The following is an 18183-nucleotide window of genomic DNA, read 5'->3' on the forward strand; positions in this document are numbered from 1 at the left end:
AAACTCATTTTAAGAATCTTGCATCAATGCCGATCGTCCACCATCCATCAAAATGGTTGTCCCGCTTATAAACCCTGCCATGGGAGAAGCAAGATAAACACATAGTGCACCGACTTCTTCTACCGTACCGATTTTTTTTACCGGATGAAGATTAATCGTACGTTGACGTTCGGCCATAGCATCCGGAAACGAATTGAACCAAGTATCGTTTCCCGCCGTATCTATAAATCCGGGCGCTACGCCGACTGTCCGTATCTTCGGTCCCCACTCTATGGTCAGACTCCGGACAAGCCCGGTGATAGCTGTCTTTGTAACGTTATAAGGGAAACATCCCGGAATGGAGCAAAAAGCATGATTGGAAGTCATCAATAAGATAACCCCATTGCCGCTTTGTTCCAAATAAGGTTTGGCAATCCTGGCCAAACGCCAATGGGAAGCCAAGTTCAAATCCAGATTGTACGCCCACCGGCTTTCCGAACATTCCGCCGCACCTTCAAATACATTCATTCCGGCATTGGAAACAACAATATCCAGCCGCCCGAAAGTGGCTATCACCTCTTGCACCAGCTTTTCCAATTCCTCTTCCTGTGTGACATCTGCCTGGACATAGAGTGCCTTGCAACCCTCTCCTTCCACAGCTTGCAAAAATGCCGAAACGCTATCGTCACTTTCCGGTTTACGCGCACATCCTGCCACACAAGCCCCTGCACGGGCAAACTCATGTGCGGTGCCCAGTCCGATACCGGAGGACACTCCGGTTATCAGGACCACTTTTCCTGTTAAGTCTATTTGAAACGGCATACGCATTAAATATAAAAGTTCTCAGGAGGATTACTTGTAATACCCGGATGCTTTTCCATCTCTTCTTCCACCAAATCGACTCCCAACCCCGGGCGATCCGACAAATGTAAATGCCCGTCATAAACCATATCGGCAATGGAATGGTCAATCACAGTATCTCTCCAGGGAACATCATTGAACATAAACTCCTGACGGAAGAAATTGGGAACGGAAGCACATACATGCGATGAAGCAAGAGTAGATAAAGGACCATTGGGATTATGAGGAGCCAACAAAACCTGATAAGCCTCGGCCATAGTAGCCATTCGTTTCATCTCCGACGGACCTCCACACCGAGTAATATCCGGCATGATGATATCACATACATGTTTTTCGAGCAATGAGCGAATGCCAAAACGAGTATAATGACGCTCACCCACACAAATAGCAACATCCGAAGGTATACGTTCACGCATGGCACGCAATGTTTGAGAACTTTCCGGACCTGCCGGTTCCTCATACCAGGCAATATCCAATGTTGCCAAACGCTCTGCCATCTTCACGGCAATGCGGTAATTAAGCATGGCATGAGTTTCAATCATGATATCCACCTCCGGCCCCACTGCCTCACGAACTGCCTTTGAAACATTGAACGCCAAGTCCTGTTGTGCAGGAGTCAGTGTCAGATTGGATGCCAAATCTTCACCATAGAAATAATTGGTATGTGCAAACGGATCAAACTTCAATCCCGTAAATCCGGCAGCCTTCACCGCACGTGCCTGTTCTGCATAATCAGCTTCATTGTGCCCCCCCTTCGTAAACCAGTAATTGGCATACAAAAGAATATCCTTACGGTAAGCTCCTCCCAAAAGTTCATAACACGGCACGCCCAATACCTTTCCTTTCAAATCAAGCAATGCCATATCAATGCCACTAATGGCACACATACTGGCACCATAGGGTCCTACCCAGTTTAAGTCACGATAAAGTTTTGTCCAGATAAAATCCGTCTTCATCGGGTCAAGTCCGATAATGCGACTGCCTATATGTTTTGCCGCCTCGTATACGATGGGGCTTCCCGGCCAGTTGGTAGCCTCGCCTACACCTGTATAACCTTCGTCCGTATATATCTTCAATAAAGTCCAATTGTACTTGATGCCTTGCACCAACCATACTTTTACATCTGTTATTTTCATCTTTTCCTGCTTTATAAATTACATAATACCAAATTTATCAAATGCATCCCGGGCTTTCATGCCTTCCTGTATCTTCTTCAAGACAATGCGTTCGCCACGCGCTTTCTCCAAAGCACGAGTAAACACCTCTTCTTCTATTTGACGCGGCACCACACATACACCGTCAATATCTCCCACCAGCATATCACCATCGTTTACCAACACGCCTTCAATTTCGATAGGTACACGATAGTCAATCACCTTTCCGCGCGGAGCCTGATCCTGAGCATAAGGACCGTAAGAAAAACAAGGAAAATTTAAAGCCAGAATTCCTTTCGTATCGCGAGAGTAACCATTCACCACCGCACCGGCAGCTTTACACTGCATAGCGCGCGCACTCATCAACTCTCCCCATAAAGCATAAGAAGGAGAAGAGCCGGAACAAATATAGATTTCACCTTCTTTCAAGTCATCCAATGCTTCGAGCATCAAACCGAAAGAGCGTTTCAGAACCGGATTTGTCCCGCTTGTTCCCTGATTATCATATACATCGGCCTCCAATACAGTCATGGCACGTCCCGCAACAAACATATCATCGCGAAGCGGACGAATATGAGGCGGCAGGAATTGATGGGTATACCCCATCTTGTCCATAATATCTCCGACAACTGCCGTATAGAGTTCTCCCTTTATCAAGGAAACCAACTCTTTGTCATCGTTCCATTCTTTCATTTTTTTGTTCTATTAAAAGATTGTTTTTACTCTGTTATAGTAACAGCAAAGGTAGTCTGCTTTTAAAAAAGAAAGAACTTTTCAGGACTATTGCACTTATGTAAAAAGGCGAAAATATAACCAAAACATATACAAAACGGAAGTACTATTTTGCCACATCGCGCGGAGATACCCCCATCTGTTGTTTAAAGATGCGTGAAAAGTATTGCGGTGACTGAAAACCACACTGAAAGCATACTTCTTTTATGGACATTTCCGTGTTTCTTAAAAGTTCCACCGCTTTATTGATTCTTATCTGATTCAGATAATCCAACGGAGAAAGATTCAAATACTGTGAAAACAGGTTTCTGAGATAACGTTCACTGATGCCTACTTCTTCCGCCACCTTATTTATATTGATATCCGAATGATAATTCAACCGGATATAAGCAATGGCTTTTCTCAACGAGTCATTGGTACAGATAGGTAAATAAGCTTCATCCATATAGCGATAGATAAGCACCAGCAACTCTGCATAGTACATCACGACCAAGTATTGATAATACACACTTTTTGTCTCCAGCTCATTCACAATGCGCTGCACTACCCGCATGATACGGACATTATTCACAATTTTAATCAGCCGGTTCTCTTCAGAAAACAAGAATACGGAAGTAGGTACCGAAGCATCTTTGCCCACCCGGGAGTTCAAGTTAAAGTTAGAAAATATTTCGGGCAAAAACTCCAGCTGCATTAAAGTTGTCCCTTCACTGCCCGCCTCAAACAAATGATTGACGTCTGAAGTAATGACCATTATCTCTCCTTCCTTGAAAGTCACGCTTTCATTATCCAAATGAAGAATACAATAGCCTTTCTTCACATAGTTTATCTCAATGCGCAAATGCTTATGCGGACCATACGTTTCCGAAGGATAAAACGAGATAAAGCGAAACACATCCGCCAGACGCTTACTCTTTAAATTTTCGGTTATCTGCTCCAATATCTCCCAAAGGGAAGAGTGTACGGCACATGCATCCATAATCTTCTTTATTTCTTTGTAATACAAATATAAAACGATTTCTTCATTTATTCCACTGCTAAGTCTATCCGACTGCCCGGCTGAGTATCATATTCCACCACTTTATGCTCAAAAGGAGAAAAGACTGCAAGACGGCCCCCTTTTTCAGCGTAAATTTCCAGTCGGACAACCTTTCCATCCTTGAGAGCCGCCGAGACAAGAAAACCTCCCATGGCCCGCAGGTTGTTAAAAGATACATTCTTCCAACTTTCGGGAACTGCCGGAAAGACCCGTATCACTCCCGTATGGCTCTGCAATAACATTTCATGTATGCCTGCAGCAAAAGCAAAGTTTCCCTCAAGCGTAAAAGGGCGATATGTGAACTTCGATTTCCCGCTGGCAGACTGGTCACCATTGGCATGGAACGTATTTTTCAAGCAGAAGCATTCGGCAAAAGTTCTCAATGCTTTTGCTGCTTCTTCACCGTTGAATGCACGCGCCTGCATATTGGCAAACCAACTATATGTATATCCGGTCCAATAATCCGGTCCGTAATCATTCATTTTCTTTAAAGTGGCACGAATGATTCGTTGCGCCTTTTCGCCGTCGCTCCAGTCTATGATGCCCAGCGGATGAATGGCCAATGCATGAGAGAAATGACGATGAGATGCATTATAAGGAAATCCTTTGGCAAACGTAAGGCTTCCCTCATTATCCAAATCAAAATCAGGCAATTGGCTTTTCAATTTATTCCAATGCGCTGCTTCGGTCTTTATTCCCAGTTCATTTGCCATCTCCGCCCCCGCACCAAACAGGAAATGCATCAGCGATAAATCATAATTTGTCATATCCTTGAACCATGCCTGCAATGAATTATCATAAATTTCGGGACTTGAGCTGAACTCCAAGCGACGAAATCCTTTGCTGTCGACAATCGAATTTTGCTCCATGTATACAGCTACATCCTTCAAGAAAGGATAAGCTCTTTCTTTCAAGAACTCCTTATCGGCAGAATATTTCCAGTGCAAATAAAAATGCTGTGCCAACCAAGCTCCCGCCGTTTGAGACATGGCATACTGAATCCATCCTCCCATAGGTTCTCCCGTCAGGGTGCAAACCCCGGGCACATTCATACCCTCTGTTTCAAAATATTGGCGAGTATAGCGTTTGTAAGTGTCACGCTGATTCCACAATGTATTCAGATATCCCAACCCCTCAGACAAGTGATTGCCCGCATACGCAGGCCAATAACTGAGTTGTGTATTCAGGTCGTGATGATAATCCCCCTTCCATGGTGGTAATTTACCGTTATCGGCAGTCCATACAGCCTGCAAAGAAATAGGATAAGAATTTTCACGAGTTGCCGAACCGAACTTATACATCTCATTATAATATTGTTTTTGCAAAATACTGTCCGGAAGAGAAACAGACGACTGTGCCCAATAATGTTCCCAATAATCAAGATGCGCTTTATAGTCCTTTGCCAGGCCACGGAGCATAGCAGTCGACGTCTCTTCTTCTGCCTGTTCTCCGCTCAAGGAAGACGTAATGCTCCACGTTCCATACAGTGTATTTCCCTGCCGTTCCCATTTCACCACCACATCGTAAGAAAAATCTCCATATCCTTTCTGATGATACACCAATTCATTGTCTTTACGGATTACACTTCCCTGCTCATATCCCAGTCGTTGCAAATCCTGTCCCGAAACCGGACTTGCTTCGGCACTGCTCCCCTCTTGCCTATATCGAGGAGCCACCAACACAGGCTCCAGCTCCGTAGTCAGATTTTTAAAAACAAACCACCCCACCGGTTCTGTAGCATGAACAAATGTTTGCATTTGAGTACCATTTGCCCAAGTAGCTTCACACAAAGCATTATCCAGATACAAACGTACTTGTACAGGCTTTCCAAGTTTCGTCAACGGAAACTCCAAAGCCGCTCCCGGTATTTTGGAAGGAGCAGGCATCCTATCATAGGGTTCGTCGAATTTCTTCTGCACAGGCCGATAATCACCCTTACGGATATGTTCCTTGACCCATGCAAAGCGATAATTATTCCCCGACAGACTATCTGCCGGACGCAAATCCCACAAATCGGTACGGTCCAAGGAAAAGCGCAAGGCGGTATCTTTCTCCCATACCAACGCACCTACCGTGGCGTTTCCCAATGGAATGCCTTCATCCCAACTTTGTGCCAAAGCCGGAAAGACCAAATCATTACCTGATGCCGTAACGGGACAATAATCTGCCGGAGTGCTGCAACTCATCATTCCCGCCACCAGACCTAGTACAAATATCGTTTTCAATTTCATGTCATTCAGTATATCAAATTCAAGAATCTTTTGCAAACATACACAAATCAAATGAAAACAAGGCTCTAAATTCCAAACTTACTTTTAACAAATTCGGAATAAATGGAAAGAAAACATGTAGAAAATGGACAGCAACAGACATGCTTGGCAATCCGGAACGGACTCCTAAGCTTTTTCTTACTTCACACTAAGGCTTTATCTGCCAACAACCAGTACGTCCCACTGTAGCAGGACGTATGTTCCATTGCAGCAGGACGTACGTTCCATTGCGGCAGGACGTACTAACATGGCAATCAGAAAACGTTAGTCCGGCGGAGGAAAAGCTTTAATGTTACCGTTCCATCCTTCTGCCCTTATATAATAATGTATAGCTTACACACTCATAATGAGCACATTCCATCATATCCGTTTTTTATAATTATCTTTTATGCAAGTACCGAATTCTCCAATTCATACCATTAACTTCTTTTACGTCTTTATTTCATTCATTGTAACTTTGCCGTCATCAAAACAACTTCTCAGAAAGAAATATTTTTAATCTTAATTAAAAACTAATATTATGCTAAAGAAAAATCAAGCTATGAAGCTTATTCTGCTAGCCGGAGCCTTAAGTTTTCCGGTAACCGGTATGGCAGAACAGATGCCTAATCAGCCTAGAACAAGTATTTCCCAACAAAACGGGAAAGTTACAGGTACTGTAGAAGATGCCTTGGGAACTGTTATCGGAGCTACGGTTGTTGTTAAAGGAACAACAAACGGAACAACCACCGACATTGACGGACGATTCACCTTGGAAGGAGTAAAAAAAGGAAGTATCCTACAGATTTCATTTGTAGGATATACTACGAAAGAAGTAAAGTATACCGGACAATCCGTCCTTAAAATCATGCTACAAGAAGACACCAAGACCTTGGATGAAGTAGTAGTGGTAGGTTTTGGTACACAAAAGAAAGTCAACCTGACCGGTTCCGTAGGTACCGTAGACTCAGAAGCACTCGCATCCCGCCCCGTACAAAATGCTGTACAAGCCCTGCAGGGTGTAGTACCGGGATTACAAATCACCACTACCAGCGGTGCATTGGATAATAAGATGAGCATGAGTATCCGCGGTACAGGAACTATCGGCGATGGTTCTGATGCAAGTCCGCTAGTGTTGATTGACGGCATGGAAGGAGACATCAACTCCATCAATCCACAGGATATTGAAAATATCTCTATCCTGAAAGATGCCGCAGCCGCTTCTATCTATGGTTCGCGTGCACCCTTTGGTGTAATTTTGGTAACCACCAAAAGTGGAAAGAGCGGAAAAACGACCATAAACTATAATAATAACTTCCGCTGGGGACAGCCCGTAAGAATTCCCAAGCAAATGGATTCATATACATTTGCCACTTTCTACAACGATGCAAATATCAATTCGGGAGCAGGAGCTTATTTTAATGCAGAACACCTGCAACGCATCAAAGACTATCAAGATGGTAAAATTACCGACGGAGTTCTAGCTGATGCCAACAATAAATACTGGCTCGACGGATATGCCGGCGGTAATGCAAATACAGACTGGTATGATGTGATATATCGCGAATGGACATCCTCACAAGAACATAACCTGAGTTTCAGTGGTGGTAATGACAAAGTCAATTATTATATATCCGGTAACTTCATGGATCAAAAAGGATTGATGGAATTCAACCAAGATACCTACAAACGTTATACCGGTACCGGAAAAATCAATGCACAACTGACTGATTGGGCAAAAGTGAATTATACCAGCCGCTTTACACGCGAAGATTTTCATCGTCCTGCCTATCTGACCAATGCATTATTCCGCGACTTGGCACGCCAAGGCTGGCCCACACTGCCTGTATATGACCCCAACGGATACATGTTCCACTCTCCTTCTCCGGCACTCCCCCTCCGTGATGGTGGAAAACACAACATTCAAACAGACAATATATATCAGCAAATATCTCTTATTCTTGAACCGATAAAGAACTGGATTACCCATGTGGACTTTAACTACAGAATCAATACTGTGAACAACCACTGGGATACACAGACTTTGTATAATCACGATGTACAAGGAAATCCATACCCCATCGGCTATTATCAAGACACAGAAGCTCATGAAGACCAAACCAAAGAGAACTATATGAACTTCAATGCTTATACGGAATATTCGCACAGCCTTGAATCGGGAGATAACTTTAAAGGTATGATTGGTTTTCAAGCCGAAGAAATGAAACAACAAACATTCGGTGCGACCCGCAAAGGTATTATCGTACCCGAATTACCTGAAATTGATATTACCACCGGACTGGATTATACCGGAAAAGTAGTAACTCCTTCCGTAAACGGTTCGCGCGCAGCTTGGTCTACCGCCGGTTTCTTCGGACGTATCAATTATGACTACAAAGGCAAATATCTGGCAGAAGTCAATATCCGTTATGACGGTACCTCACGTTTCCGCCGCGAACAACGCTGGAACTGGTTTCCTTCATTCTCTCTCGGTTGGAACATTGCCCGCGAAAACTTCTGGGAATCATTGAGCGAATATGTAGGGACCTTGAAATTACGCGGTTCTTATGGAGAATTAGGTAACCAGAATACCAAATCATGGTATCCCACTTACCAAACCTTAGGTGTTTCTGCCGGTGGCGGCGGTTGGATACAAAACGGTATCAAGCCCAATACAGCTACAGTTCCCGGATTGATTAGTTCTACCATGGGCTGGGAACGCATACGCAATTGGAATATCGGTCTTGACTTCGGTGCCTTCAATAACCGTCTGACCGGTTCGTTCGATTATTATACCCGCGAAACACTAGACATGATAGGCCCTGCCCCCGAACTTCCGAGCATCCTTGGCTTAAGCGTACCCAAGACCAACAATACCGACTTGAGAACTTATGGTTTCGATTTAGAAATAGCTTGGCAAGATCGTCTGAGAAACGGACTGGGTTATGGAATCAAATTCGTTCTATCAGATTCGCAAACAGAAATCACCCGTTACCCGAATCCTACCAATACATTGGACAAATATAGAAAAGGTAGAATGCTGGGAGACATTTACGGTTATGAAACTATCGGTATAGCTAAATCTGACGCAGAGATGGAAGAACATCTGGCTTCTCTTCCCAATGGAGGACAAAACGCCCTTGGTTCCAACTGGGAAGCCGGCGACATCATGTATAAAGACTTAAACGGTGACGGTAAAATAGACGGCGGAGGCAATAAGTATGATGACATGGGCGACAGAAAAATACTCGGCAACAACAAACCTCGCTATCAATTCGGTATTGACCTGAATGCAGATTGGAAAGGTTTCGACTTCCGTGCATTCTTCCAGGGAGTAATGAAACGCGACTACTGGCAAGGCAGTGCATACTTTTGGGGAGCCACCTCATTGTGGCATTCTACCGGCTTTGTAGAACATGCCGATTACTTCAGAGCCGAACCTTCAAATGATTTGCCGACCAATCTGGATGCCTACTATCCGCGCCCCATCTTTGGTTCCGACAAAAACAAGCAGACACAATCCGGTTACTTGCAGGATGCCTCTTATATCCGTCTGAAAAACCTTCAATTCGGATATACCCTGCCGGTATCTCTCACCAAGAAATTTGCCGTATCTAAATTACGCATATTCGTATCAGGTGAGAACTTGTGGACCGGAACCTCACTAACCAAGATATTCGACCCTGAAACAATCGGCGGTGGAGACGAATACAATGGAAATGCATATCCGTTAAGCAGGACATTCTCTGTGGGATTGAACGTAACCTTATAATCATTAAAAAAAACAATAATTATGAAACATAGTAATATATTCAAATATGTAGCCGGAGTCGCCGTTTTGGGCTTCATGACTTCCTGCAACGATTTTTTGGACCAAGAACCGATGTCTTCCGTTTCACCGGAAAAATATCTGAAAGATGAATCCCAGCTGGAAGCCTATGCCAACAAACTCTATACAGACATACTTCCCGGACATGCCTACGGATACGGACTTTATGGAGAAGACAACCACACAGACAATCAAGCGGGTTTCGGTTATAACAACCGATACATTCCCGGACAATGGAAAACTTCTCAATCTTCGGGAGGCTCATATAGCTTTGGAAATATTTATAGTTGTAACTACTTCTTTGAAAAAGTATTGCCAGAGTTTGAAGCCGGCACCATTTCCGGAGCAGAAGAGAAAATACGCCAATACATCGGAGAAATGTATTTCATGCGCGCATACGAATATTTCAAACGCCTCCGTTCATACGGTGATTTCCCTATTGTCAAGGCTACCCTACCCGACCAAATGGAACCGTTGGTAGAAGCCAGCAAACGCTCACCACGTAACGAAGTGGCACGCTTCATTCTATCGGATTTGGATTCCGCCATCGAGATGATGTCTTCGGGAAAGGGAACAGAAAAAACCCGAATCAACCGTGAGTGTGCACTGCTGATGAAATCACGTGTAGCTCTATTTGAAGGTACTTGGCTGAAATACTTCAAAGATACTCCTTTCGTTCCCAACGGACCGGAATGGCCGGGAAAAAGTAAAGAATATAATGCTAATTATCAATATCCGACAGGAGATATCGATAAAGAAATCGACTTCTTCCTGACAGAAGCCATGAACGCAGCCAAGGAAGTGGCCGACGCAACCCAACTGGTTGAAAACACCGGAACAATACAACAGGCCATCTCCGAACCGGCCAACCCCTACATGGATATGTTCGGAGATGAAGATATGTCGGACTACAGCGAAGTACTCTTGTGGCGTCCATACAGCAAAGCATTGGGATTGACACACGGTGTCGCAACAGCCGCCCAACACGGGAACTATGGAATAGGTGTTACACGCGGCATGGTAAACGGATTCCTGATGGCAAACGGCTTGCCCGTCTATGCAGCAGGCAGCGGATATCAAGGAGATGAAACTATATCCGATGTCCGTAAAGGTCGCGACTCACGTTTACATATCTTTTTAAAAGAACCGGGACAAATAAATGTTTTATTCGAATCGGCAGAAGGTGATATGGCAGTGCCTATCGAACCATTCCCGGTAATCCTTAACAATAATGCAGAAAAAGGATATTCTACCGGATATGCACTCCGCAAAGGAAATAATTATGACCAAAAATATTTAGGTAACGGGCTATGCTATACCGGCGCACTGATATTCCGTGGCACAGAAGCGCTGCTCAACTATATAGAAGCATGTTATGAGAAGAATGGTTCTTTAGACAATATTGCCCAAAGCTATTGGACACAGATAAGAAAACGTTCTCATGTAGATACAGACTATAATAAAACCATCGCTGCCACCGACATGGCTAAAGAAGCGCTTAATGACTGGGGAGCTTATTCGGCAGGCAAACTGATAGACCCGACCCTCTACAACATCCGTCGCGAACGCCGCTGCGAACTGATGGCAGAAGGTTTACGCTATATGGATCTGATGCGTTGGAGAGCTATGGATCAGATGATTTCCACTCCATATCACATTGAAGGTTTCAAATTATGGGGAAGCATGCAGCATTGGTACGATAATGAAGACGGTACTTCGCAACTGGTTTATGGTATGGATAATCCTAAAGCCAATGTTTCTGACCCGGCTATCAGTCCATACTTGCGTCCTTATGAAAAGAATAACAACAACCTGGCTAAAGACGGCTATCGCTGGGCTATGGCTCACTATCTGGAACCATACAGAATTCAAGATATGGATATCACGTCAGGCGGCGGTTCCATTGAGAACTCACCCATCTATCAAAATCCATATTGGCCAACAGAACCCAATATGCCTCCATTAAAATAATAATACGAGGAAATAATTTTCTATACTCAAAAAAGGGATTGTGTCTAAACGTTGATAATACTGTCATTTTGTTAGTAGGGCGAGGTTCGCTCGCCCGAAAACAGTTTGCTTTGTGTATTACTCCCAAGGTCGTGGTCATCGGTAGGGGCAGGCAAACCCTGCCCCTACAGTTGATGATTTGATAGACCGGTTTAGTTTTGACACACCCTTTTTAATTTCTAAAAAGACATTTCTTGATAAGCCTCAGCCAATTGCTTCATCGCTTGCTCAATCACAGAACGCGGACTTGCCACATTCAGACGCATATATCCTGTGCCTTCCTTTCCGAACATCGCTCCGTCATTCAATGCCAGATGCGCTTTATCTGCAAAGAAATCGTTTAGTGCTTCCTGGTTTAATCCCAGTTCACGGCAATCAAGCCAAACCAAATAAGACGCTTGCGGACGAATGGCTTTAATCCTGGGTGCATGAGTTTTCAGGAAATTGTCAACATAATCAATGTTTCCCTGTATATAAGCCAAACATTGGTCAAGCCACTCCGTTCCGTGTGTATATGCCGCTTCCACGGAAAGGAAAGCAAATACATGCCCCATGTCCAATTCACCGGCATCCATAAATTTACGGAATCGCGCACGCAGGTCCTCATTAAAGATTATGGCATGAGAAGCAGCCAGCCCCGGCATATTAAACGCCTTACTGGGTGACATAAATGTCACCGAATTCATCTTTGCCTTTTCACTGATAGTAGCAAAAGGACGGTGTTTGTAAGGAGGAAGAGTTAAGTCTGCATGAATTTCGTCAGAGAACACCAACACTTTTTCTTCGTAACAGATTTCTGCCACTGTGCGCAGTTCGTCTTCTGTCCACACCACGCCACCGGGATTATGAGGATTGCATAAAATAAACAGTTTACAACCTTTTACCTGTTCGCGAAAGGCATCCAAATCCATTCGATACATGCCATTCTCCCATTTCAGGGGGTTAGTAACCAATGTACGCTCATTGCGGGTCGTTACCCAAGCAAAAGGATGGTAGACGGGCGGCTGAATCATCACCTTATCTCCCGGTCGGGTGAAGCTGTTCATTGCCATACCGATACCGGGAACAATGCCGGGAACAAAGTTTATCATCTCTTTTGTGACATCCAAATCATAGCGTTGTTTCACCCAATTAATGATTGCCCGATAGTAACTGTCAGGTTTCCCCGTATAACCCAACACTTCACATTCACAGCGTTTACGAATGGCATCCACAATAAAAGGAGCTGTACCAAAATCCATATCTGCCACCCACAAAGGAATCAAATCCGCACGTCCCCACACTTCCTTCGCCTCTTCCAGCTTAACGGCGGCAGTACCGTTGCGGTCTATTACTTTATCAAAATCGTATTTCATTATTTGTATCTTTTAAAATCGAATTCAAATATATAGAAAAAGTCCGCAACAATCCATATAAGGACGGAAGATTTTCCGTCCTTGTTCATCAACTTCATTATTTAAGCACCTTCAATACTTCAGGCATCATTGTCCATACAAACTTTTCATCTTGTGCAGTAAAAAGATTGCCATCAACCACAGATTTATCGTCTGTTGCCTGCCCCTTGGTGATGGCCGGCTTTGCCAACGGATGCACTGCCAGTTTCTTACCTTCCGTTACTCCTGCAAAATCAAACAACATACCTGCCGCACAATGACCTATCAATATTTTACCTTTTTCACCAAAAGCCTTCAGTACGGACATCAAATCAATGTTATAAGGTTTATCTGCATTCTGTGCAAACACAGGAACTGCATCTCCGCATGAAAATACCACAGCATCAAATTCATCTTCGTGTCCTACCAAATGCGCAATTATATCATCTGCCACCAATTCAACACCCGAATTCGTTTTAATTTGCTTTGTTTCCGCCACTGCATATACCTTATAAGATATACCATTCTCAAAAAAGGCTTCCAAATACTGGAACAAACCGAATCCATTCACCGGATTCACTGCCAAAACTGCTACTTTCTTTGCCATAATCTTAATGCATTAAATAAAACAATTAATATATCTGTTAAAACAATAGTTATCTTTAGTAAGTTTATTACTTTTGTGCCACAAATGTAACGTGCCTCTTTCATAAAAACAAGAACGCACTTCAGCATAAGCTGGTTACACAGAAGTAACCGTTATTGAACAACAAGAACATACAAAAGATTAAAAAATGCAAAACTTCCATCCTAACGGTAATTGTCCCATACGAGACGTGCTCAGCCGTCTTGGAGACAAATGGTCCATGCTGGTTCTTATCACACTACATACCAATGGAACCATGCGGTTCAGTGATATTCACAAAACGATAGCCGATGTATCACAACGAATGCTCACCGTCACTTTACGCACACTGGAATCTGACGGTCTGGTAAAACGAAAGGTATATGCCGAAGTTCCGCCACGAGTTGAATACTGCCTGACGGAAAGAGGACTGAGTCTGATACCCCACCTTGAAGGACTGGTCAATTGGGCTTTGCAGCAAATGCCGGGGATTATGGAAAGCAGAGAAAAAAATGATTCAGTTCAGAAACCCATGTAAAGTGACCGGGAGAAAAGAATATACCTCCATAACCGGACATGGTTCATTTGCAGAATAGGGCAAGAACTGTCCCTATTAATAAAACAATACCTGCAAGCAAAGTGATGAAAACCAATTTACCTTTAAGAAAACTGTTGCGCTCCTTTTCTTCCCATTCCCGGGTTTCATGGGCAATATGCTCCAGTTGCTCATAAGACACATTACACTCCGAACGTTTGCCCTTCACATCAAGCAGACGATTCCTTGTCTCATTCAGCCGTTCGCGACTCGCCCGGCGAAGCTCCCTGTTTTCCTTATCACGCCGCATCATGTCATTGATGCATCCCAGAGTTCCCATACACCCTACTTTATTTAATGAATAATGATAGCCGACAATGCAGACCTGTCTATTCACAAATATACTTTATTTATTCCAGAATACAAGTTATTGAGACAAAGAAAAAATATTTTTGAAAAAAAACTTCTTATTTATTTGTTTTTGCTAGAAAAGTATTACTTTTGCAGCGTATTCAATAACAATGAGAACAAAATGAAAGCATTATACAATACATACTTCTTTTTCTTTTATTACTTTTACTTTAGCAACAAAGTGAAGCGGGAGTTTGTATGTGTACGTTAAACAATGATTAAAACAATGCGATAATAACAACGAAATCCCGCTTCCGGCAGAAGCGGGATTTTTTTATAATATATATATACGAATGAAAAAGATAGCAATACAAGGTGTACCGGGCTCGTATCACGACATTGCCGCCCACAAGTTCTTCCCCGGAGAAGAGATCGAACTAATCTGCTGTTCCACGTTCGAAGAAGTCTTTGCGAACATAAAGCAGGATAGCAATGTAATTGGTATGCTCGCTATCGAGAACACCATTGCAGGCAGTTTGCTGCACAACTATGAGTTACTGCGCGAAAGCGGCATGACCATTGTCGGCGAACACAAACTACGCATCAAACACAGCTTCATGTGCTTGCCGGATGACAATTGGGAAACACTGACAGAAGTCAACTCCCACCCTGTTGCCTTGGCACAATGCCGTGAATTCCTGATGCAACATCCCAAACTGAAAATAGTAGAAACGGAAGATACGGCAGGAAGTGCGGAAGCCATCAAACGGGAAAATCTGAAAGGACACGCCGCTATCTGCTCCAGATACGCCGCCGATTTGTACGGAATGAAAGTATTGGAAGAAGGCATCGAAACAAACAAACACAACTTCACGCGTTTCCTTGTAGTGGCCGACCCATGGAAAGCCGATGACTTACGTGAACGTTCGAAAGTAAACAAGGCCAATATCGTCTTCTCCCTCCCCCACAACGAAGGAAGCCTGTCGCAAGTGCTCTCTATCTTTTCTTTCTATAAAATAAATCTGACCAAGATTCAATCATTACCGATTATAGGCCGCGAATGGGAATATCTGTTCTATGTAGACGTAATTTTCAATGATTATTTAAGATACAAGCAGTCTATCGACGCCGTTTCACCATTGACTAAAGAACTTAAAATATTAGGAGAATATGCAGAAGGAACATCAACCATATAATATTCAGCCGGCAGACCGTCTGGCGAATGTTAGCGAATACTACTTCAGCCGTAAACTGAAAGAAGTGGCACAAATGAATGCCGAAGGTAAGAATGTAATCAGTTTGGGTATCGGAAGCCCTGACATGCCTCCTTCGGAAGAAACCGTCAATGTATTGTGCGAACAAGCAAAGCGTCCTGATGCGCACGGATACCAACCTACTGTCGGCATTCCTGAATTACGCAAAGCCATGGCCGACTGGTACAAGCGTTGGTATCATGTAGAGCTTGATCCGGCAACCGAAATCCAGCCGCTCATCGGTTCCAAAGAAGGTATCCTGCATGTGACGCTGGCATTGGTCAATCCGGGTGATCAGGTATTGGTTCCCAATCCGGGGTATCCTACCTACACCTCTTTAAATAAAATATTGGGCAGTGAGATTGTGAACTACAACCTGCGCGAAGACAATCATTGGCAACCCGATTTTGATGAACTGGAGCAGATGGACTTGAGCCGCGTCAAGATTATGTGGACCAACTATCCCAATATGCCGACCGGAGCGAACGCCACGATGGAACTGTATGAAAAGCTGGTAAACTTTGCACGCCGCCATAATATTGTGATTGTAAACGACAACCCATACAGCTTTATCCTGAACAAGAAACCACTGAGTATTCTCAATGTGCCCGGAGCCAAAGAATGCTGCATCGAGTTCAACTCTATGAGCAAGAGCCACAACATGCCCGGCTGGCGTGTGGGAATGCTCGCCACCAATGCGCAGTTTGTACAATGGATATTGAAAATAAAGAGTAATATTGACTCAGGAACTTTCCGCCCCATGCAACTGGCCGCCGCACAAGCTTACAACAACAGTGTGGAATGGCACGAAGAAGCGAACGTCAATGTATATAGCCGTCGCCGCCAACTGGCAGAAGAGATTATGAAAGTACTCGGTTGTAGCTTTGATCCCAATCAGGTAGGTATGTTCCTTTGGGGACGCATTCCCGAATCTTACAATGATGTAGAAGAACTGACCGAAAAAGTGTTGCACGAAGCACGTGTGTTCATCACTCCGGGCTTCATCTTCGGCAGCAACGGCAAACGCTATATCCGCATCTCCCTCTGTGCCAAGGAGGATAAACTGGCAGAAGCACTGGAAAGAATTAAAAAGATAATGTAATAAAAAACAAGATAGATTTATGGAATTAGATTTAAAACCCATCGAACTGGCGGGAATTGAAAAGAAACGCCCGATGATTATCGCCGGCCCATGTAGTGCCGAAACCGAAGAACAAGTAATGGATACAGCCACTATGCTGGCCAATAAAGGCATTAAGATTTTCCGTGCCGGCATCTGGAAACCGCGTACCAAACCGGGAGGTTTCGAAGGCATCGGTGTAGATGGCCTGGCATGGCTGAAACGTGTGAAACAGGAAACCGGTATGTATGTTGCCACCGAAGTGGCTACTGCCAAACACGTTTACGAATGTTTAAAGGCAGGTATTGATGTGCTTTGGATTGGCGCACGCACCACTGCCAACCCGTTTGCCGTGCAGGAAATCGCTGACGCTCTGAAAGGTGTGGATATTCCTATATTGATTAAAAACCCTGTCAACCCTGACCTTGAATTGTGGATTGGAGCTTTCGAGCGCATCAACAATGCAGGTTTGAAGCAACTGGGTGCTATCCATCGCGGATTCTCTTCTTATGATAAAAAGATTTACCGTAACCTACCCCAATGGCATATCCCTATCGAATTGCGCCGCCGCATTCCCGAACTGCCTATTTTCTGTGACCCCAGCCATATCGGTGGCAAACGCGAGTTGGTAGCTCCCCTCTGCCAGCAGGCGATGGATTTAGGTTTTGACGGTTTAATCGTAGAATCACACTGCAATCCCGACTGTGCATGGAGCGATGCCGCCCAACAAGTCACTCCCGATGTGCTGGACTACATCCTGAATCTGTTGGTCATCCGCAAAGAAACCCAAACAACTGAAAATCTGGGTGAACTGCGTAACCAAATCGATGATTGCGACAATGAGATTATCGAGGTATTGGCAAAACGTATGCGTGTCTGCCGTGAAATCGGTACATTCAAGAAAGAACATGATATGACCATTCTACAGACAGGTCGTTACAATGAGATTCTGGACAAGCGCGGTGCACAAGGTTCATTGTGCGGCATGGATTCAGAATTCATTAAAAAAGTATTCGAAGCCATCCATGAAGAAAGCGTAAGGCAACAAATGGAAATCATAAATAAGTAAACCG

The 18183-nt window shown here is 44.0% G+C and carries 14 protein-coding genes; 6 read left to right on the forward strand and 8 right to left on the reverse strand.

Annotation, left to right across the window (positions count from 1 at the left end; all coding sequences use genetic code 11):
- Nucleotides 1-9: 9 nt before the first annotated feature.
- The 5 genes from HMPREF1534_RS08595 to HMPREF1534_RS08575 all read right to left on the reverse strand — a co-directional run bounded on the left by HMPREF1534_RS08595 (nt 10) and on the right by HMPREF1534_RS08575 (nt 5954).
- Nucleotides 10-801, reverse strand: a complete 792-nt coding sequence (locus HMPREF1534_RS08595) for an SDR family NAD(P)-dependent oxidoreductase (RefSeq protein ID WP_005940767.1) — start codon at nt 799-801, stop codon at nt 10-12.
- Nucleotides 802-806: 5 nt separating this feature from the next.
- Nucleotides 807-1976, reverse strand: a complete 1170-nt coding sequence (locus tag HMPREF1534_RS08590) for a mandelate racemase/muconate lactonizing enzyme family protein (RefSeq protein ID WP_005940769.1) — start codon at nt 1974-1976, stop codon at nt 807-809.
- An 18-nt stretch (nt 1977-1994) separates the two neighbouring features.
- On the reverse strand, nt 1995-2687 hold the full coding sequence (locus HMPREF1534_RS08585; RefSeq protein WP_005940772.1) for an RraA family protein: 693 nt from the start codon (nt 2685-2687) through the stop codon (nt 1995-1997).
- A 145-nt stretch (nt 2688-2832) separates the two neighbouring features.
- Entirely contained in the window at nt 2833-3705 is an 873-nt protein-coding gene (locus HMPREF1534_RS08580; protein WP_005940773.1) for a helix-turn-helix domain-containing protein, read from the reverse strand.
- A gap of 47 nt (nt 3706-3752) precedes the next feature.
- Nucleotides 3753-5954, reverse strand: a complete 2202-nt coding sequence (locus HMPREF1534_RS08575) for a glycosyl hydrolase family 95 catalytic domain-containing protein (RefSeq protein WP_372588038.1) — start codon at nt 5952-5954, stop codon at nt 3753-3755.
- A 601-nt stretch (nt 5955-6555) separates the two neighbouring features.
- Between HMPREF1534_RS08575 and HMPREF1534_RS08570 the strand changes: the two genes are divergently transcribed.
- Together HMPREF1534_RS08570 and HMPREF1534_RS08565 are read left to right on the forward strand one after the other, a co-directional pair.
- Nucleotides 6556-9786, forward strand: coding sequence for a SusC/RagA family TonB-linked outer membrane protein (locus HMPREF1534_RS08570; protein ID WP_005940776.1), 3231 nt, complete (start codon nt 6556-6558; stop codon nt 9784-9786).
- Between the two features lie 21 nt (nt 9787-9807).
- Nucleotides 9808-11814 carry a RagB/SusD family nutrient uptake outer membrane protein gene (locus HMPREF1534_RS08565; protein WP_005940777.1) on the forward strand — a complete coding sequence of 669 codons (2007 nt, stop codon included), beginning with the start codon at nt 9808-9810 and terminating at the stop codon, nt 11812-11814.
- Between the two features lie 218 nt (nt 11815-12032).
- On the opposite strand, the gene HMPREF1534_RS08560 is transcribed toward HMPREF1534_RS08565, so the two are convergent.
- Both HMPREF1534_RS08560 and HMPREF1534_RS08555 read right to left on the reverse strand, forming a co-directional pair.
- Nucleotides 12033-13208, reverse strand: coding sequence for a MalY/PatB family protein (locus HMPREF1534_RS08560; protein ID WP_005940778.1), 1176 nt, complete (start codon nt 13206-13208; stop codon nt 12033-12035).
- 97 nt (nt 13209-13305) lie between these two features.
- Nucleotides 13306-13833: a DJ-1/PfpI family protein gene (locus HMPREF1534_RS08555; protein ID WP_005940779.1), complete on the reverse strand. Its 528-nt coding sequence runs from the start codon at nt 13831-13833 to the stop codon at nt 13306-13308.
- A gap of 187 nt (nt 13834-14020) precedes the next feature.
- Between HMPREF1534_RS08555 and HMPREF1534_RS08550 the strand changes: the two genes are divergently transcribed.
- The gene (locus HMPREF1534_RS08550; protein WP_005940780.1) at nt 14021-14389 is read left to right on the forward strand and encodes a winged helix-turn-helix transcriptional regulator; all 369 of its coding nucleotides are present in this window, start codon (nt 14021-14023) and stop codon (nt 14387-14389) included.
- 43 nt (nt 14390-14432) lie between these two features.
- Here the strand turns inward: HMPREF1534_RS08550 and HMPREF1534_RS08545 are convergent, their stop codons facing one another.
- Nucleotides 14433-14726, reverse strand: coding sequence for a hypothetical protein (locus tag HMPREF1534_RS08545; protein ID WP_005940781.1), 294 nt, complete (start codon nt 14724-14726; stop codon nt 14433-14435).
- 364 nt (nt 14727-15090) lie between these two features.
- Here HMPREF1534_RS08545 and HMPREF1534_RS08535 point away from each other — a divergent pair, with 364 nt between their 5' ends.
- Genes HMPREF1534_RS08535 through HMPREF1534_RS08525 form a run of 3 tightly spaced genes read left to right on the forward strand, consistent with a single transcriptional unit; the run spans nt 15091 to nt 18179 of the window.
- Nucleotides 15091-15933: a prephenate dehydratase gene (locus tag HMPREF1534_RS08535; RefSeq protein WP_005940783.1), complete on the forward strand. Its 843-nt coding sequence runs from the start codon at nt 15091-15093 to the stop codon at nt 15931-15933.
- Nucleotides 15908-17092: a pyridoxal phosphate-dependent aminotransferase gene (locus HMPREF1534_RS08530; RefSeq protein WP_005940784.1), complete on the forward strand. Its 1185-nt coding sequence runs from the start codon at nt 15908-15910 to the stop codon at nt 17090-17092. The genes HMPREF1534_RS08535 and HMPREF1534_RS08530 overlap by 26 nt, the downstream gene beginning before the upstream one ends.
- 19 nt (nt 17093-17111) lie before the next feature.
- On the forward strand, nt 17112-18179 hold the full coding sequence (locus HMPREF1534_RS08525) for a bifunctional 3-deoxy-7-phosphoheptulonate synthase/chorismate mutase type II (RefSeq protein ID WP_005940785.1): 1068 nt from the start codon (nt 17112-17114) through the stop codon (nt 18177-18179).
- Nucleotides 18180-18183: the final 4 nt, after the last annotated feature.

The sequence above is a fragment of the Phocaeicola massiliensis B84634 = Timone 84634 = DSM 17679 = JCM 13223 genome (assembly GCF_000382445.1).
Lineage (GTDB): Bacteria > Bacteroidota > Bacteroidia > Bacteroidales > Bacteroidaceae > Phocaeicola > Phocaeicola massiliensis.

Excerpts from the sequence above, each read along its gene's own strand:
- HMPREF1534_RS08595 (WP_005940767.1), bottom strand. The coding sequence starts at position 801 with ATGCCGTTTCAAATAGACTTAACAGGAAAAGTGGTCCTGATAACCGGA.
- HMPREF1534_RS08590 (WP_005940769.1), bottom strand. The coding sequence starts at position 1,976 with ATGAAAATAACAGATGTAAAAGTATGGTTGGTGCAAGGCATCAAGTAC.
- HMPREF1534_RS08585 (WP_005940772.1), bottom strand. The coding sequence starts at position 2,687 with ATGAAAGAATGGAACGATGACAAAGAGTTGGTTTCCTTGATAAAGGGA.
- HMPREF1534_RS08580 (WP_005940773.1), bottom strand. The coding sequence starts at position 3,705 with ATGGATGCATGTGCCGTACACTCTTCCCTTTGGGAGATATTGGAGCAG.
- HMPREF1534_RS08575 (WP_372588038.1), bottom strand. The coding sequence starts at position 5,954 with ATGATGAGTTGCAGCACTCCGGCAGATTATTGTCCCGTTACGGCATCA.
- HMPREF1534_RS08570 (WP_005940776.1), top strand. The coding sequence starts at position 6,556 with ATGCTAAAGAAAAATCAAGCTATGAAGCTTATTCTGCTAGCCGGAGCC.
- HMPREF1534_RS08565 (WP_005940777.1), top strand. The coding sequence starts at position 9,808 with ATGAAACATAGTAATATATTCAAATATGTAGCCGGAGTCGCCGTTTTG.
- HMPREF1534_RS08560 (WP_005940778.1), bottom strand. The coding sequence starts at position 13,208 with ATGAAATACGATTTTGATAAAGTAATAGACCGCAACGGTACTGCCGCC.
- HMPREF1534_RS08555 (WP_005940779.1), bottom strand. The coding sequence starts at position 13,833 with ATGGCAAAGAAAGTAGCAGTTTTGGCAGTGAATCCGGTGAATGGATTC.
- HMPREF1534_RS08550 (WP_005940780.1), top strand. The coding sequence starts at position 14,021 with ATGCAAAACTTCCATCCTAACGGTAATTGTCCCATACGAGACGTGCTC.
- HMPREF1534_RS08545 (WP_005940781.1), bottom strand. The coding sequence starts at position 14,726 with ATGGGAACTCTGGGATGCATCAATGACATGATGCGGCGTGATAAGGAA.
- HMPREF1534_RS08535 (WP_005940783.1), top strand. The coding sequence starts at position 15,091 with ATGAAAAAGATAGCAATACAAGGTGTACCGGGCTCGTATCACGACATT.
- HMPREF1534_RS08530 (WP_005940784.1), top strand. The coding sequence starts at position 15,908 with ATGCAGAAGGAACATCAACCATATAATATTCAGCCGGCAGACCGTCTG.
- HMPREF1534_RS08525 (WP_005940785.1), top strand. The coding sequence starts at position 17,112 with ATGGAATTAGATTTAAAACCCATCGAACTGGCGGGAATTGAAAAGAAA.